Source organism: Paraburkholderia phenazinium (genome assembly GCF_900141745.1).
In the GTDB taxonomy this organism is placed as follows: domain Bacteria; phylum Pseudomonadota; class Gammaproteobacteria; order Burkholderiales; family Burkholderiaceae; genus Paraburkholderia; species Paraburkholderia phenazinium_B.
In genome coordinates, this window is the sequence record NZ_FSRM01000001.1 from 2,019,531 (window position 1) to 2,036,296 (window position 16,766).

The window sequence follows — 16,766 nt, forward strand, 5'->3', positions numbered from 1 at the left end:
GAATTTCCATGCCTGTCATGCACTTTCGCATTCAATGGCCCGATGGCGAGGAAGCGAACTGCTATTCGCCGTCACAGGTAGTCAGCGACTTTTTTACGCCGGGCCATATGTATCCGCTCGACGATTTCGTCAAGCGCTCGCGCGAGGCGCTCAATATTGCTTCGGAGCGGGTGCGGCAGAAGTATGGTTTCGCGTGCTCGGCAGCGATGGATCAACTCGCGCAGATCGAACACGACGCGCAGCGCTTTCGCGATCACGCGGACGCCACCGTGAAAGTCATCGAACTGGTCTGAACGTTATTACTTGCAAGGACGCATCATGTCGAACACAGCGCATTCCATGAGCGCGGGTCCACGCGGCAATGGCCATTACAGCGTGCTCGTCGTTGGCGGCGGGCAGGCGGGCCTGTCGGTCAGCTATTACCTGAAGCAGGCCGGCGTCGATCACCTCGTGCTCGAAAAGCAGACCGTCACGCACACCTGGCGCAAGCAACGCTGGGATGCGTTCTGCCTCGTCACGCCGAACTGGCAATGCGCGTTGCCAGGCTACCCGTACCCCGGCGACGATCCGCATGGCTTCATGAAAAAGGACGAAATCATCGCGTACCTCGATGGCTTCATTGCGATGGTGGATGCACCGCTGCTCGAGCATACCCAGGTCAGCCGCGTGAAGCGCCAGGAGGATGGCAGCTATGCGGTGGCCACCTCGCAGGGTGATTTCACGGCTGACCACGTCGTGGTGGCTTCAGGCGGCTACCACACGCCGATCGTGCCACGCATGGCGGAGCGTCTGCCAGCGCAGATCGTGCAGCTGCAGTCGTCTGAGTATCGCAATCCGCAGGCGCTACCAGAAGGTGCGGTGCTGGTGGTAGGCTCAGGGCAGTCCGGTGCGCAAATTGCGGAGGACCTGCATCTGGCCGGCCGCAAGGTGGTGCTTGCCGTAGGCGAGGCGCCGCGCTGCGCACGCTTTTATCGCGGGCGCGATGTGGTGGATTGGCTCGCGGATATGCAGTACTACGATATGCCGGTAGAAAAACATCCGTTGCGCGAAGGGGTGCGCGACAACACCAATCACTATGTGACCGGCCGCGACGGTGGACGCGATATCGACTTGCGCCGCTTTGCCGCCGAGGGCATGGAATTATACGGACGGCTAGAAGATCTGCGCGATGGACAGTTGCATTTTCAGCCGAATCTCGCGGCCAATCTCGACGATGCGGACGACACGTATAACCGCATCAATGCAAGCATCGACGCTTTCATCGAAAAGAATGGTATCAGTGCGCCGCCAGGCGTTCCCTACGAGCCTTTATGGCAGCCTCCGCACGAACGCGCGACGCTCGAACTTGCAGCGAGCGGTATTACATCGATCATCTGGTGTATCGGCTTTACGCCCGACTTTAGCTGGATCGATGCGCCGGTGTTCAACGGGCGCGGTTATCCGGCCCATCACCGCGGCGTGACGCCGGTCGAAGGATTGTATTTCGTCGGCTTGCCGTGGTTGCATACATGGGGCTCGGGCCGCTTCTCGGGAATTGCGCGCGATGCGGAATACGTCGTGCAGGCGCTTCTTGCAAAAGAGCGTGAGCGGGCCGCGACGTGTGCGTCGATGGCGGCTTGAGAGGCGTGACAAAATAAAACTGCCTGGACTGCGCAGAAGTCTCGCAGTTCAGGCAGTGTTTCGACGGTTAGCGATTTAAGCGTCGCTATCCGATGCTCAAGCGCCCAATGCCGGATCGCTAAAGCTGCTGTGTCCCGTTTCGACGTGGCCACCAAGGCGCCGCGTGAAGGTCGGGTCCGTATCGACGGTCACCGTCAGGTCGTACCAGCCATAAGCGGCGCGCAGGTCGAGATAGATCTCGTCCGTCTTGCCGCCGGCCACCTTTTGCCGGATCACCATGCTCGGATCGTACGCATTGGTGATAGTGAACTCGCAATGTGCCGTGCCCTGGTTCTCGAGACGCAACTGCAGATTGCCGTTGGCGACGTCGTAGCCTTCAGCCACTTCCGGATTGGCCACTTCCGATTTGCTCCACCAGTTCGACGCTGCCACGGGCTTGCCGGCGAAGCGGCGCAGATAGCCGTTCGGGCCGTACACGGTGTAGTCGTAGGTGCCGTTGGCGTTGAGCGGCAACTGGTCGTCAAGGCGCTTGCCCGCTTCGACGGTGTAGGTCAGCGGTGCCGTGCTGCTGTTGGTCGAATAGACGAGGAACGCTGCGCCGGCCTGTCCGCTGTTCACGAAGCCCAGCGCGATCTTGCCTTGCGATGCGCCGCTGCGCAGCCGCACGAAGAATTCGTAGGGCAGTGCGCGCGCCGGGCGCACGCCAGGTTCCTGCTTCGGCACGGCCTGCACGAGCGGCGGAACTGGCACATAGTCCGGATGACGCAACTGGTCCGGCGGAGCGTAGCCAGTCGTGCTCGGCAGCGTCGGCGTGGCGTCGTTCGGATTGACGAAGTTGAATGCCGACATCAGGTCACCGGACACCGCACGGCGCCACGGCGTGATATTCGATTCGCCGAGGTCGTGATTGTGGCCGAAGCGCTTTTCGATAAAGCGGATCACCGACGTGTGGTCGAACACTTGCGAGCACACATAACCGCCCTTCGACCACGGCGACACCACGATCATCGGCACGCGCGGACCCATGCCGTACGGGCCGTTTACATTTTCGCCGGCCGGATATTGGCCGTTGCCCAGATAGATCTCGTTGGTGTTGGCGACAGTCGACAGGCCGTTGGCGCTCGAAGCCGGTGCGAACGGGGGCGGCACGTGATCGAAGAAACCGTCGTTCTCGTCGTAGTTGATGAGCAGCACCGTTTTGCTCCACACCTCCGGGTTGGAGGTCAGAACCTGCAGCACCTGATCGACGTACCATGCGCCGTAGTTCGCGGGCCAGTTCGGATGCTCGGAATACGCTTCCGGAGCGACGATCCACGAGACTTGCGGCAGCGTATTGTTGGTCACATCCTGCTTGAGGATATCGAAGTAAGTGCCGCCGTTTGCCACGTTGGTGCCGGTGCGCGCCTTGTCGTACAGCGGATTGCCCGGCGTCGCGTTGCGATACTGGTTGAAGTAGAGCAGCGAGTTGTCGCCGTAGTTGCCGATATACGCATCGGAGCCCCAGCCCCACGAACCGGCCGCGTTCAGGCCGGTGCCGATGTCCTGATAGATCTTCCACGAAATACCGGCGTTTTGCAGCACTTCCGGATACGTCGACCAGCCGTAGCCGAGCTCGGAGTTGTCGATCACCGGGCCGCCGCCGCTGCCGTCGTTACCCACCCAGCCGGTCCACATGTAGTAGCGGTTCGGGTCGGTCGGTCCCAGCAGCGAGCAGTGATACGCGTCGCAAATCGTGAATGCGTCGGCCAGCGCGTAATGGAACGGAATGTCGTCGCGCGTCATGTACGCCATCGTCGTGGTGCCCTTCGCAGGCACCCACTGGTTGTACAGGCCACCGTTCCATGCCGTGTGCGTGGTGTCCCAGTCGTGCGCCAGATCCTGCAGGAACTGCAGGCCGAGATTCGGCGCGCTCGGACGGAACGGCAGCACGTAGCCCGCGTCAGCGGTAATGCCTTCGGTGAGCGGTTGGTACCACACCGGGTTGCCGGTGGGCAGCGTGATGGCGCGCGTGTCGCCAAAGCCGCGCACGCCGCGCAGCGTGCCGAAGTAGTGGTCGAATGCGCGGTTTTCCTGCATCAGGATGATGATGTGCTCGACGTCCTGGATATTGCCTTTGGCGTTGTTGGCGGGAATCGCGAGTGCGTTGCGAATGCCGAGGGGCAGCATGCTCAACGCGGTTGCAGAACCCGCAGCCGAGGCGGCTGCGCGCAGAAAATCACGGCGATTTTTTGATGTCATGTTGGGCTTCGATCTTCAGGGAAGGAATATGCGCGACGGTGAGCAAACGGGTAGAACCGGCGCGGGGAGTCGGACGACCTCAATCAACGGTGTGAATCACGGGTGTTACAAGACTGTCGGACGCCGCGGCTCCGACCTGGGCGGCGGTCGGCGGCGGTGTCTGGAAGGCGTTGGGCGGCAGCCCGGCTGCTGCCGCCGGCGCCGCCTGGGTGGCAACGTTTTGCGGCATCGCGTAGGGCGCGGGCGGCGCGGAGTTGACCTGATCTGAGGTCGTCGTTGCCGTTTCAGGTGCCTTGTCGTCGTCGTTGCTGCATGCGCTCAAAGTGACGCTTACGCAGGCACACAACGACGCCGCCAATGCCGCTCTTCCGAACGTGTGCAGCCGCGCGCGTGGTGCTGCCGCCAAACGTTTACCCGGGGGTTGGGATTCGAAAAGCTCGCTTCGCTCAGACCTGGAAGACATGGGAGGCCTTTGACGGTATTGGGGGGACATTGGCCAAGGTGACGCACCCCGGCTCAGCACCGTCGAAGGATAACTACTTACCTGTGTAAGATTTATGAACGTTGGGGAAGAAGTTGTAATTGTGTATGTTTGCGCAATTAACCACTTTGCGTGGTCGCGACAGACCTGACAAACGCGACGATCGCCGCGTTGAGCGCGTCAGGCGTGTCGCGATGCGGCGAGTGTCCGCAGGCATCGAGCTTGAGGAGATGTGCCTGAGGTACGCACGTGGCGATCGTATCGAGGTGCGCCATCGTGCCGTAGTGATCGTCGTGCCCCTGTGCTGCAAGCAACGGGCAGCGGATCGCGCGTAATTCCTCGGCAATGCTCCACGTTCTGTAAGCTGGACTCAACCAGATGTCGCTCCAGCCGTAGAACGCCGAATCGACATCGGCGTGAAAGCGACTGAGCTTCTCGCGCAGGCCGGCGTGCTCGTAGGCCGCTTTGGTCTCGGCGATTCCTTGCAGCGAAATATCTTCCGCGAACACATGCGGCGCGATAGAGATAGCGCCTGCCAGCAGGCGCGGAAACGAAGCGGCGTATAGCAGCGCGATCGAAGCGCCGTCGCTATGGCCGATCACCCACATGCGTGCGCGTTCTTCGGGCCCGATACGCAATGCTTCCAGCAACGCCGGCAAAACGTCGCGTGCCTGAATGCTCAGATAATCGACCGGCCAGACGGTATCGCGTGGTCGCGGCGTCGAGTGGCCATAGCCGGGACGCGAATAGACGAGACCACGCATGCCGAGCTGGTCGCAGAGCTGTTGCGGCCAGCCGCGCCACATGGCAATCGAGCCGAGTCCTTCATGTAGAAACAACGCGATCGGCGCCGCGCGCAATTCGGCATTGATCCACTGGTATTCGATTCGCAGCGCCTCGCGTGCGGAGGTGGCCGGCAAGATGGCGAATTCGCTTGCGGTTGCTGTGCCGTCCGTTGCGGCCTGGATTTGCATGCGTGACAACGTCGTTACAGTTGAGTCCGGTTCGCAACAGGCGATACCGCACCGCATGCACGAATCACCAGTTGCACCACTTCCTCGGTGGAGGCTTCGAACGCCTTCTGCGTCAGCGCACGTTTGCCGCCGAGTGCCAGAATCTGCGCGTCGAAGTCGGCGTAGTGCTGAGTGGTCGCCCAGATCATGTACATGAGGGTTTGCGCGCTCACGGGTGCGAGCAGACCGCGTGCGATCCAGTCGTCGATCACTTTCACGCGGCTCTCGAGCCAGGGCTTCACACGTTGCGTGAGAATATCCTGCATATGCTCCGCACCGTGGATGATTTCGTTGGCCCACACTTTCGAGCCCAGTGGCCGCCGCCGCGACAACTCCATCTTCACCCGCACGTAGCCGCTGATCGCTTCGACTGGATCGTCGCTGCCCTCGAACGTATCCGCGGCACGATGCCAGTCTTCGAACAGATCTTCGAGCACCCTGCGATACAACGCCAGCTTCGTAGGGAAGTAGTAATGCAGGTTAGCTTTCGGTAAGCCCGCACGTTCTGCAATCATCGCCGTGCTGGCGCCTTCCAGTCCCCGCTCGGCGAATACCGCTTCCGCACAGGCCAGCAGATGGGCCTCGTTCGATTCGCGGATGTGCGCCTTGCGCCGCCGCAAAGGTGTGGGGGTGTCGTCGTTTCCCGCGATGTCGGCTGCCACTTCGTCGTGTCTCATTGTTGGCCTCGCGCGGCTCGTATGCCGCGTCGCGCTTCATTCTAGTCGTTCGCAAGATTTTGGACACGCTCATTCGCTGCGCGCCAATGCAGCATGCTGCATCGCAATGGCACGCTTTTCGCTCTATATGCCCACGTACGAAAAGCATTGATTTGGCGGCGTTAATCGTCTACAACCTGTCCAATCGGACAGGATTGGATGAGCGGGCGATACCCCAGGGTTAGCCCTTTGCCGGGTGCGGGTGAGAAGGCGATCCACGTGCACCGCAGCCGTGCGAAAACGCCCTAAAATCAGCCGTAAATGCACCAGTTTTATTTGGCGCGATGTGTGATCGCAGCAGAAAGGTCGGTTCATCGAAAGGAGCGAGACGAATGAACGCGGTATCCGAGGCGTTAAAGCATGCTGAACCCGATACGTCGATCAAGGTCGACGGCAAGCGTCTGTGGGACAGCCTGATGACGATGGCGAAAATCGGCGGGACACCTAAAGGCGGCGTCTGCCGCCTGGCGCTAACCGATCTCGACAAGCAGGGGCGTGACCTGATCGTAAGCTGGGCCAAAGAGGCGGGCTGCACGGTCACGGTGGATCAGATGGGCAATGTCTTCATGCGGCGTGCCGGGCGCAACCCGAACGCGCTGCCGGTCATGACCGGCTCGCATGCGGATTCGCAACCCACCGGCGGGCGTTTCGACGGCATCTATGGTGTGCTGGGCGGACTTGAAGTGATTCGCAGTCTGAACGATCACAGCATTGAAACCGAACATCCGATCGAAGTGGTGATCTGGACCAATGAGGAAGGCTCGCGCTTCGCTCCGGCGATGGTCGCTTCTGGTGTGTTTGCCGGCGTGTTTACGCTCGAATACGGCTTGTCGCGCAAGGACGTGGATGGCAAGACGATCGGCGAGGAACTCAAGCGCATCGGCTATGCAGGCGATGTGCCGTGCGGCGGCCGGCCCTTGCATGCGGCGTTCGAACTCCATATCGAACAAGGGCCGATTCTCGAAGCGGAACATAAGACGATCGGCGTCGTGACCGATGCGCAAGGGCAGCGCTGGTACGAAATCACGCTGACCGGCCAGGAAGCGCACGCGGGCCCGACGCCAATGCCGCGCCGTCGCGACGCGTTGCTCGGCGCAGCACGGGTAGTCGATCTCGTCAATCGCATCGGGCTCGACAACGCGCCGTTCGGTTGTGCGACCGTCGGCATGATGCAGGTGCACCCGAACTCGCGCAATGTGATTCCGGGCCGCGTGTTTTTCACCGTGGACTTTCGTCATCCTGACGATGCCGTGCTGGCGAAGATGGATGCCGCGCTACGCGAAGGCGTCGAAAAGATCGCGAGTGGCATTGGCCTCGAAACCGAGCTCGAGCAGATTTTCTATTACAAGCCCGTCGCTTTCGACGCGGCCTGCGTGAAGTCGGTGCGCGCCGCCGCGCAGCGCTTCGGCTATCCGCATCGCGACATGGTGTCCGGTGCGGGACACGACGCCTGTTATCTGTCGCAGGTCGCGCCGACCTCCATGGTGTTTGTGCCATGCGTCGACGGTATCAGTCACAACGAGATCGAGGACGCCACGCTCGAATGGATCGAAGCAGGCGCCAATGTGCTGCTGCACGCCATGCTGGAGCGTGCCTGCGAACCGGCTTCATGAGCTTGGAAGGATGAAGGGGGCGCCGCGCTGCGTATTTCAACCGGGCGTTGGCGCCTTTAGAAAGGCCTGACCGCATCACCCATAAAACAAGCCGTCCCGACTGCGCTCGCGTGCAGCCGGCGGGTACGGCTACGTCCTCACATTCAAGAAGGAACGTGTATGGCCATCAAGCAAACCGGCGACATTGCCCCGCATCGGCTGTCGCCCGAGCAGCTTTCATGCGAATTCGCCGATATCTCGCCCTTGCTCGATCCGGCCGCCGCAGCGGTGGCGGCGAGCCGCTGCCATTACTGCTACGACGCTCCATGCATTCAGGCGTGTCCGACGCAGATCGATATTCCCAGTTTTATCCGCAAGATCGGCAACGGCAATCTGAAAGGCGCGGCCCTCGATATTCTCTCGGCGAATCCGTTGGGCGGCATGTGCGCGCGGGTCTGTCCGACCGAGATCCTGTGCGAAGGGGCATGCGTGCGCAATCATCAGGACGAGAAACCGGTGGCGATCGGCGCGCTGCAACGTCACGCGACCGATTGGGCGATGGCGCGCGGCGAGGTGCTATTCAGGCGCGCGGCCGACACCGAGCGTCATGTGGCCGTCGTCGGCGCGGGTCCGGCGGGGCTGGCCTGTGCGCATCGGCTGGCGGTGGCGGGGCATCGCGTGACGATTTACGACGCGCATGAAAAGCCTGGTGGTCTTAACGAATACGGCATCGCTGCTTACAAGACGGTCGACGATTTCGCCCAGCGCGAAGTGGCCTGGCTGTGCTCGGTAGGCGGCATCGAAATCAAAAACGGTGTGACGCTTGGGCGCGACCTGAGTCTCGATGCGCTGCGCAAGCAACATGACGCGGTGTTTCTGGCGATCGGCCTGACCGGCGTGCGCGAGTTGGCGTTGGAAGGCGAAGCGCTCGGCGGTGTGCTTGACGCAGTCGATTTCATTGAGCAGGTGCGTCAGGCGAGCGATCTTGCAACGGTGCCGGTGGGCCGCCGCGTCGTCGTGATCGGCGGTGGCAATACGGCGGTGGATGCCGCGGTGCAAAGCCGCAAGCTGGGTGCCACGACGGTGACGATGGTGTACCGGCGCGGCGTGGAGACGATGAGCGCGACGTGGGCCGAACGCGAGTTTGCGCAGAGCCAGGGGGTGACGCTTACCACGCATGCGAAGCCGGTTCGTCTGATCGGCGGTGACGGCAACGTGACGGGTGTGGAGTTCGAGCGTAACTCGGCGGAGGGCAGCGAGCGCTTCGTTGTGGAGGCGGACATGGTGTTAAAGGCAATCGGTCAGACGCTGGTGGCGGTGGGCGTGGAGCGTGACCTGCTGACACTCGATGGCAGCCGGATCGCCGTCGACGCGAACGGGCAGACCTCATTGCCCGATGTGTGGGCTGGTGGCGATTGCGCCGCGACGGGCGGCGTCGATCTGACTGTGCAGGCGGTGCAGGACGGCAAGCTTGCCGCCGCCGCCATCGATGCGCACTTCGCCCGCACGGCGGTCAAGGCCGCCTAGCGATCCGCAAGCGAGCGCACTGCGCCTGGCAAAGCCACTCACCCGACCTCACGATAAAACAAAGTCCCAAGGAGCCGAACATGGCCGATCTGCGTTGTACGATTGCCGGCATCACTTCGCCGAACCCCTTCTGGCTCGCCTCCGCGCCGCCGACCGACAAAGCCTATAACGTCAACCGCGCCTTCGAAGCAGGCTGGGGCGGCGTGGTCTGGAAAACGCTCGGCCTCGATCCGCATGTGGTCAACGTCAGCTCGCGCTATGGCGCAGTGCAATGGAACGGCCAACGTATCGCAGGCCTGAACAATATTGAACTGATCACGGACCGTCCGCTCGACGTCAATTTGCGCGAGATCGCCCAGGTCAAGCGCGACTGGCCGGACCGCGCGCTGATCGTCTCGCTGATGGTGCCGTGCAACGAAAGCGACTGGAAATGGATCCTGCCGCTGGTCGAAGACACCGGCGCCGATGCCGTCGAACTGAATTTCGGCTGCCCGCACGGCATGAGCGAGCGCGGCATGGGCTCGGCAGTGGGGCAGGTGCCCGAATACGTGGAGATGGTCACGCGCTGGGTCAAGGAAGGCACGAAGCTGCCGTGCCTCGTCAAGCTGACGCCGAACATCAGCGACATCCGCATGGGTTCGCGCGCGGCCTACAAGGGCGGCGCGGACGGCGTCTCGCTGATCAATACGATCAACTCGATCGTGGGCGTGGATCTCGACGTGATGGCGCCGATGCCGATTGTCGACGGCAAGGGCACGCACGGCGGCTATTGCGGCCCGGCGGTCAAACCGATTGCGCTGAACATGGTGGCCGAAATCGCGCGCGATGCCGAAACCCCTGATCTGCCGATCTCCGGTATCGGCGGCATTTCGACATGGCGCGACGCGGCGGAATTTATCGTGCTGGGCGCAGGCAGCGTGCAGGTTTGCACGGCGGCAATGCACTACGGCTTCCGAATTGTCTCCGACCTCGCCGACGGCCTGTCGAACTGGATGGACGAAAAAGGTTACGCCACGCTCGACGACATTCGCGGCCGCGCGGTGCCCAACGTGACCGACTGGAAGTACCTGAATCTCAAGTACGACATCAAGGCGCGCATCGATCAGGACAAGTGCATCCAGTGCGGGCTGTGCCATATCGCCTGCGAAGACACCGCGCATCAGGCCATCATGCGCGAAAAGGATGGCATACGGCATTTTGAAGTGGTGGACTCCGAGTGTGTTGGGTGTAACTTATGCATGCACGTCTGCCCGGTTGACGAGTGCATCACGATGGAACGCGTCGACGCCGGTGAGTACGCCAACTGGACCACACATCCGAACAACCCGGCGAGCGCGAATGCGCCGGCGCAGCAGGCAGCACCGCAGGTCGGGCAGCAGGCCGCCGTGAAGGCAGCCTGACGTAGTAACGCATAACAAGGAAGAACCCGTAACAAACGAGGCGCTCGTACTGAACCTGGTTCCCATCCGGCCTGACGTCTCCTGAAGCATCGCGAGAAGAGGCGCAGGCCACAACGACGAAGTGGAGATACTTCAATGAAGCAGACAGCGCAAACCGTCGATCCGCAGCTAGCGGCCGGCGCGCAAGCCAGCAGCCTTTACAACGACGACCTGGCTCCAACCGGCGTCGCGCAGCGCACATGGAAGTGGTATCACTTCGCCGCGCTGTGGGTGGGGATGGTGATGAATATCGCTTCGTACATGCTCGCCGCCGGCTTGACGGAGCAGGGCATGTCGCCGTGGCAGGCGGTTGTTACCGTGCTGCTCGGCAACCTGATCGTGCTCGTGCCGATGCTGCTGATCGGGCATGCCGGGGCGAAACACGGCATTCCGTATGCGGTGCTGGTGCGTTCGTCGTTCGGCACGCAAGGGGCGAAATTGCCGGCCATGCTGCGTGCGATTGTCGCTTGCGGCTGGTACGGGATTCAAACGTGGCTTGGCGGCAGCGCGATCTATACGCTGCTCAATATCCTGACCGGCAATGCACTGCATGGCGATGCGCTGCCGTTCCTCGATATTTCGCTTGGGCAGCTGGCGTGTTTCCTTGTGTTCTGGGCCCTGCAGATCTACTTCATTGTGCATGGCACCGACTCGATCCGCTGGCTGGAAAGCTGGTCGGCGCCGATCAAGGTGGTGATGTGTATTGCGCTCGTGTGGTGGGCGACCTCGAAAGCCGGCGGAATCGGTTCGATGCTCTCGGCGCCGTCGCAGTTCGTAGCTGGCGGGAAGAAGGAAGGCCTGTTCTGGGCGACGTTCTGGCCGGGGCTTACCGCGATGGTGGGCTTCTGGGCCACGCTTGCGCTGAACATTCCTGACTTCACGCGCTTTGCCCGCTCGCAGCGCGATCAGATCATCGGCCAGTCGATCGGCTTGCCCGCGCCGATGGCGTTGCTCTCGGTCATTTCCGTGGTGGTGACCTCGGCTACCGTGGTGATCTACGGCAAAGCGATCTGGGATCCTATCGATCTCACGAGCCGCATGACCGGCATTGGCGTAGGCGTTGCGCTCGTGATCCTGACGCTCGATACGATGTGCTGCAACCTCGCGGCCAACCTGGTCGGGCCCGCGTATGATTTTTCGAGCCTGTGGCCCAAAGGTATTTCGTATCGCGTGGGCGGCATGATTACCGCGACCATCGCGATCGTGATGATGCCGTGGAAGATTCTGGCGACGACGCAGGGCTATATTTTCACGTGGCTGGTGGGCTATTCGGCCTTGCTCGGACCGGTGGCCGGCATCCTCATGGTGGATTACTTTCTGATTCGCGGTACAGAGCTCGATCAGCGCGAACTGTTCGACGAGAACGGCGAGTACAGTTACACCGGTGGCTGGAATATCGGCGCCGTGGTGGCGCTACTGGTGGGGGTCTTGCCGAATCTGCCGGGTTTTCTGCATACCGCGTTTCCGGCGACGTTCCCTAACGTGCCGGCGTTCTTCAATACGCTCTACACGTATGCGTGGTTCGTGGGTCTTGCACTCGCGTCCATCGTCTACACCGCGTGGATGAAATTCAGCAAAGGGCCGAGTGCGCGGGTTGCCAGCGCATGAGGCAGGCATGGAAGAGGCGCGGATGTTGATACCACCCGTGCCTTTCCGATGCAGCAGCAAGGGCAATGAATACGTAGCAGTCAATGAGGAGGCAGCAAGATGACGATCCTGATTCGCGGGGGCACGGTAATCGACGCGGACCGTAGCTGGCGGGCAGACGTGTTGTGCGCGGACCCGCAGGACGGCGGCACGATCCTGCAGGTTGGCCCGGAACTGGAGGCGCCTGCGGGTGCGTCGATTGTGGACGCGCATGGACAGTATGTGATGCCGGGGGGCATCGACCCGCATACGCACATGGAATTGCCCTTCATGGGCACCACTGCAAGCGACGACTTCTATACGGGCACGGCAGCAGGTTTGTCGGGCGGCACCACGAGCATCATCGACTTCGTGATTCCGAGTCCGCGCCAGTCGCTGATGGAGGCGTTTCATGCGTGGCGCGGCTGGGCCGAGAAAGCCTCGGCCGATTACGGCTTTCACGTAGCGGTGACCTGGTGGGACGAATCCGTGCATCGCGACATGGGCACGCTCGTGCATGAGCATGGGGTGTCGAGTTTCAAGCACTTCATGGCCTACAAGAACGCCATCATGGCCGACGACGAAGTGCTGGTGAACAGCTTCGCGCGTTCGCTCGAACTTGGCGCACTGCCCACCGTCCATGCGGAAAACGGCGAACTGGTGTTCCAGTTGCAGCGTCAGTTGCTCGCGCGTGGTATCACCGGGCCGGAAGCGCATCCGCTTTCGCGGCCGCCTGAAGTGGAAGGCGAGGCCGCTAACCGGGCGATTCGTATTGCGCAGGTGCTGGGGGTGCCGGTGTATATCGTCCACGTGTCGTCGAAAGATGCGGCCGACGCAATTGCGCGGGCGCGCAGCGAAGGCCTGCGGGTATTCGGCGAAGTCTTGCCGGGGCATCTCGTGATCGACGAGGCCGTCTATCGCGATCCGGACTGGACGCGTGCCGCGGCGCACGTGATGAGCCCGCCGTTCCGTTCTGCCGAGCATCGCGAGGCGCTATGGAGCGGACTGCAAGCGGGGCAGTTGCACACTACCGCTACCGATCACTGCGTGTTCTGCGCCTCGCAAAAGGCCATGGGGCGCGAAGACTTCACGAAGATACCAAACGGCTGCGGCGGGGTGGAAGACCGCATGTCGGTGCTCTGGCATCACGGCGTGAATTCGGGGCGTCTCACGCCTAACGAGTTCGTGCGCATTACCTCGACCAATGCGGCGCAGATTTTCAACCTGTATCCGCGCAAGGGGGCGGTGCAAGTGGGCGCGGATGCAGATCTGGTGGTTTGGGATCCAACCGCCAGCAAGACGATTTCGGTCAAGACGCATCACCAGAAGGTCGATTTCAACGTGTTCGAAGGTATGACGGTGCAGGGCGTCGCGACACACACGCTGACGCGCGGCGCGTTGGCGTGGACCGATGGCGACCTGCGGGCCGTACGCGGCGCGGGCCAGTATCTGAAGCGTCCGCCTAATGCGGCTTACTTCGATGCGATCCGCGTGGCCAACAAGCTCAAGGAGCCTCACGCGGTGGAGCGGTAGTCGTCGGTGCGGGCGAGCGCGCAGGTTTTGTATGAATGTCGCTGCGCGCTCGCCGGGTTGAGGTTGTTAGCGTTAAGAGAGGGTCGGGCGCTCGCCCTGAGCGCTCGCGGCTATTCAGTTTTGCCGGGGCTTGCCGTTAAACGGGAGCAGGCAGGTACTGCCTTGGTCTCAACCTGATTCAAGCCTCCTCGCGCTAACAACTAAAACCAGCCGCGTATGTTGCGTTCGATTTCGTCATTCGTTTTGTTGCTATGTGTGCTGTTTGCGGCGTCGACGCGGCCAGGGTTCGCCGCGACGTCCGTCACGATCGAGCCCGATAGCGCGCCACGCGCGCCGCTCAATGAACAGTTGCTGAGCGTGCCGGTCGAATCGTCGCCGCCGCTGCATCTGCAGGTGACGCTGTTCATGCCGTCGCACGGCGGCCCGTTTCCGCTCGTGATCGTGAATCATGGCGCGTCGCACGATCTGCGCAACACGCCGCGCGTCGCCGATAACTTTATTCCCTACTATTTCCTTTCACGCGGCTATGCGGTTGCGCTGCCGATGATGCGTGGCTATGCCGGTTCCGAGGGCTATCCGAGGCCGCATGGCTGCGACGTCGCGGCGCTCGGACTCGATTCGGCGCGCGATATTCGCAACGTGCTCGACTATGTGAAGCAGCTACCCGGTATCGATACTTCGCATATCGTGGTGGCCGGCAAGAGCATGGGCGGATGGAATACGCTTGCGTTCGGCTCGCTCAATCCACCTGACGTCAAGGGACTTATCAGCTTCGCTGGAGGCGTGAAGGAGTCCGACTGCAAAAGCCCGGATGCGAGCCTGATTAGCGCTGCACAGCAGTTCGGCGCGCAGACGAAATTACCTTCGATCTGGTTCTTCGGCGAGAACGACCAGATCTTCGCCACGCCCACGTGGCAGGCAATGTTCAAACAGTACACCGCAGCGGGTGCCCATGCGGAACTGGTCGACTACGGTGTGTTCCAGAAGGACGCCCATGCGATGACCGCCTCCGGGGCCGGGCTGCCGTTGTGGGTGCAGAAGGCCGACTCGTTTCTTGCAAGCATCGGCATGCCGAGCCAGGAAGTCGACCCCGAGTACTTGCCGGATCGAGCGCGTGCAGCCAGCGCATATGCCGACATCAACGACCTTGACGCGGTGCCGTTTCTGACCGAAAAGCAACGCGACGATGTGTATCGCCACTTTCTCGCCGCACCACTCCCACGCGCCATCGCAATCGGTTCGACGAGTGCGGTTTACATATCGGGCGGTTTCGATCCCAGCCTGAGTGCAATGGACAGGTGCTGGAAGCTCACGCGCTATTGCCAGCTCTATGCGGTGGACAACATGGTGGTCTGGCCGCGGCTCGAGTCGGAACCGCCCAGCACGAAATTCGCCGCACTAGCGGACGTCTCCGCCGTGCCTTATCTGAGCGAACGCGGTCGCCGGATGTACACGAAGTTTCTGAGCCTGCGCACTCCGCGTGCTTTTGCGATCGCACCGGACGGCGCCTGGGGCTACGCATGGGGGATCGATCCGATCAACGACGCACTGGCTTACTGCGCAAACGGACACGCCGGGTGCCGGTTGTATGCGGTAAATCGCGATGTGGTGTGGACCGGCAAATAATGTGGCTGCGAAGCGGGACCGCAGCTAGCTGTTAGCTGTTAGCCGCTAGCGCTTCTGCCAGACGCGTAAGCCGAACAGCGGCACAATCCCGTAGACGTGGTCGAGCATATCCGACTGGATGCGTTCATAAGAATGCCAGTCGGTGTCGTTGACGAACAGGAACACCTCCAGCGGTACGCCGAATTCCGTCGCCTGCAGGAGCCTGACGATGAGCGGCATATCGGTTCGAACCGCGGGATGCTGGCGGAAATATCCGACCAGATAGTGGCGAAACAGGCCGAGATTGGTGAGGCGCGGGCCCTCGTTCGAGAGGCTCAGGGGCGCCATCAGGTCAGTACTTGCGCTCAGCTTTGCGAGCATTTCATCGTCGCAAAACCGGATGCTGTCGACGTCCATGTGAATCGGATGCTTGAGACGCCGTCCTCCCGATTCGACCATGCCGCGCCAGTTCTTGACGCCATTGGTTAGCAATACATAGCTTGGTATCGTCACGATGGAATTGTCGAAGTTCTGCACCTTGATCGTATTCAGGGCAATGTCGATAACCGTGCCGTCCGCGACGAAGCCTGGCACTTCGATCCAGTCGCCTACGCGCAACATGTCATAGGCAGCCAGCTGGATACTTGCCACGAAACCCAGCAGCGAATCGCGAAAGATGATGATCAGAAGGGCGGTCATCGCGCTCACACCGGTGAGGAAATAGGCTGGCGAGCGATGCAGCAGCAGGGAGATGAGCGCGATCAGTGCAGCGATGTACAGGGCAATCGTGGTGACCTGCAGGAAGCTCTTGATGGGCCGCTCGGCTGCGTGCGGGTAGTGGCTATAGCGGTCTTCAATACTGGCGAGGAATGCGAACGCGGCGCGCAGCGTCGTCAGAACCATGTAGCACGCGGAGAGCGTTTCGAGCGGTGCGCCCAGCAGGTAGACCACTGGAAACGACAGACCCGATAGCAGCGGGGCGGACAGATAGAGGAGGTACGCCGGCACGAGCGGCGCGAGGCGGTCGAATACCTTGTGTTTCTCGGCAGAACGCAGCCACATGCGGCGTTCGCCGCGCGCAAGCCGGGCGACGATCCGCAGCATGATGAAGCGTGTGAGGTAGTAGCCGAGCGTGCTGACGATGGCGATCAACAACAGCAGCGCTATGACGAGAAGCGTGGCGACGAAGGCGCTGTCGGTATAGACGTAGAAATGACGGTGTCCGTCCCGATCCGTCACGATGTGGAAGATGCCGTCGAACATAGATCCTCTCAGTCGTGAGCAGGCCGTTCTCCGCTGCGGTTCCGCATGCACTTAATACGCACGCTGCGAACTGTCTGCCGGCCTTGGCGTATCAAGCGGTATTGTAGTGTTGC

General features: G+C 61.6%; 12 protein-coding genes and 1 pseudogene. 8 read left to right on the forward strand and 5 right to left on the reverse strand.

Annotated features, from left to right (window positions below; genetic code table 11):
• The first annotated feature begins 8 nt into the window (after window positions 1-8).
• On the forward strand, window positions 9-293 hold the full coding sequence (locus BUS06_RS09400) for an MSMEG_0570 family nitrogen starvation response protein (RefSeq protein WP_074264022.1): 285 nt from the start codon (window positions 9-11) through the stop codon (window positions 291-293).
• Between the two features lie 25 nt (window positions 294-318).
• Entirely contained in the window at window positions 319-1,620 is a 1,302-nt protein-coding gene (locus tag BUS06_RS09405) for an MSMEG_0569 family flavin-dependent oxidoreductase (protein ID WP_074264023.1), read from the forward strand.
• Window positions 1,621-1,716: 96 nt separating this feature from the next.
• Here BUS06_RS09405 and BUS06_RS09410 read toward each other — a convergent pair whose 3' ends face one another.
• From BUS06_RS09410 to BUS06_RS09425, 4 genes and pseudogenes are all read right to left on the reverse strand, one after another.
• Window positions 1,717-3,858 carry a phosphocholine-specific phospholipase C gene (locus BUS06_RS09410; protein WP_074264024.1) on the reverse strand — a complete coding sequence of 714 codons (2,142 nt, stop codon included), beginning with the start codon at window positions 3,856-3,858 and terminating at the stop codon, window positions 1,717-1,719.
• A gap of 79 nt (window positions 3,859-3,937) precedes the next feature.
• Window positions 3,938-4,180, reverse strand: coding sequence for a hypothetical protein (locus tag BUS06_RS09415; protein ID WP_143787484.1), 243 nt, complete (start codon window positions 4,178-4,180; stop codon window positions 3,938-3,940).
• A gap of 278 nt (window positions 4,181-4,458) precedes the next feature.
• Window positions 4,459-5,313, reverse strand: a complete 855-nt coding sequence (locus tag BUS06_RS09420; protein WP_074264025.1) for an alpha/beta fold hydrolase — start codon at window positions 5,311-5,313, stop codon at window positions 4,459-4,461.
• 14 nt (window positions 5,314-5,327) lie between these two features.
• Window positions 5,328-6,069 (reverse strand): annotated as a pseudogene (locus tag BUS06_RS09425) (TetR family transcriptional regulator C-terminal domain-containing protein).
• A 331-nt stretch (window positions 6,070-6,400) separates the two neighbouring features.
• Between BUS06_RS09425 and BUS06_RS09430 the strand changes: the two are divergent.
• The 6 genes from BUS06_RS09430 to BUS06_RS09455 all read left to right on the forward strand — a co-directional run bounded on the left by BUS06_RS09430 (window position 6,401) and on the right by BUS06_RS09455 (window position 15,411).
• Complete coding sequence (locus BUS06_RS09430) at window positions 6,401-7,681, forward strand: Zn-dependent hydrolase (protein WP_074264027.1); 1,281 nt, start codon at window positions 6,401-6,403, stop codon at window positions 7,679-7,681.
• A 159-nt stretch (window positions 7,682-7,840) separates the two neighbouring features.
• Window positions 7,841-9,187, forward strand: coding sequence for an NAD(P)-dependent oxidoreductase (locus tag BUS06_RS09435; RefSeq protein WP_074264028.1), 1,347 nt, complete (start codon window positions 7,841-7,843; stop codon window positions 9,185-9,187).
• 80 nt (window positions 9,188-9,267) lie between these two features.
• Complete coding sequence (gene preA / locus BUS06_RS09440) at window positions 9,268-10,587, forward strand: NAD-dependent dihydropyrimidine dehydrogenase subunit PreA (RefSeq protein ID WP_074264029.1); 1,320 nt, start codon at window positions 9,268-9,270, stop codon at window positions 10,585-10,587.
• A gap of 135 nt (window positions 10,588-10,722) precedes the next feature.
• Window positions 10,723-12,234: an NCS1 family nucleobase:cation symporter-1 gene (locus tag BUS06_RS09445; protein WP_074264030.1), complete on the forward strand. Its 1,512-nt coding sequence runs from the start codon at window positions 10,723-10,725 to the stop codon at window positions 12,232-12,234.
• 99 nt (window positions 12,235-12,333) lie between these two features.
• Entirely contained in the window at window positions 12,334-13,785 is a 1,452-nt protein-coding gene (gene hydA / locus BUS06_RS09450; protein ID WP_074264031.1) for a dihydropyrimidinase, read from the forward strand.
• 216 nt (window positions 13,786-14,001) lie between these two features.
• Window positions 14,002-15,411 carry a dienelactone hydrolase family protein gene (locus tag BUS06_RS09455; protein ID WP_074264032.1) on the forward strand — a complete coding sequence of 470 codons (1,410 nt, stop codon included), beginning with the start codon at window positions 14,002-14,004 and terminating at the stop codon, window positions 15,409-15,411.
• A 45-nt stretch (window positions 15,412-15,456) separates the two neighbouring features.
• Here BUS06_RS09455 and BUS06_RS09460 read toward each other — a convergent pair whose 3' ends face one another.
• Entirely contained in the window at window positions 15,457-16,653 is a 1,197-nt protein-coding gene (locus BUS06_RS09460; protein ID WP_083611376.1) for a mechanosensitive ion channel family protein, read from the reverse strand.
• Window positions 16,654-16,766: the final 113 nt, after the last annotated feature.

Excerpts from the sequence above, each read along its gene's own strand:
- BUS06_RS09400 (WP_074264022.1), top strand. The coding sequence starts at position 9 with ATGCCTGTCATGCACTTTCGCATTCAATGGCCCGATGGCGAGGAAGCG.
- BUS06_RS09405 (WP_074264023.1), top strand. The coding sequence starts at position 319 with ATGTCGAACACAGCGCATTCCATGAGCGCGGGTCCACGCGGCAATGGC.
- BUS06_RS09410 (WP_074264024.1), bottom strand. The coding sequence starts at position 3,858 with ATGACATCAAAAAATCGCCGTGATTTTCTGCGCGCAGCCGCCTCGGCT.
- BUS06_RS09420 (WP_074264025.1), bottom strand. The coding sequence starts at position 5,313 with ATGCAAATCCAGGCCGCAACGGACGGCACAGCAACCGCAAGCGAATTC.
- BUS06_RS09430 (WP_074264027.1), top strand. The coding sequence starts at position 6,401 with ATGAACGCGGTATCCGAGGCGTTAAAGCATGCTGAACCCGATACGTCG.
- BUS06_RS09435 (WP_074264028.1), top strand. The coding sequence starts at position 7,841 with ATGGCCATCAAGCAAACCGGCGACATTGCCCCGCATCGGCTGTCGCCC.
- preA (WP_074264029.1), top strand. The coding sequence starts at position 9,268 with ATGGCCGATCTGCGTTGTACGATTGCCGGCATCACTTCGCCGAACCCC.
- BUS06_RS09445 (WP_074264030.1), top strand. The coding sequence starts at position 10,723 with ATGAAGCAGACAGCGCAAACCGTCGATCCGCAGCTAGCGGCCGGCGCG.
- hydA (WP_074264031.1), top strand. The coding sequence starts at position 12,334 with ATGACGATCCTGATTCGCGGGGGCACGGTAATCGACGCGGACCGTAGC.
- BUS06_RS09455 (WP_074264032.1), top strand. The coding sequence starts at position 14,002 with ATGTTGCGTTCGATTTCGTCATTCGTTTTGTTGCTATGTGTGCTGTTT.
- BUS06_RS09460 (WP_083611376.1), bottom strand. The coding sequence starts at position 16,653 with ATGTTCGACGGCATCTTCCACATCGTGACGGATCGGGACGGACACCGT.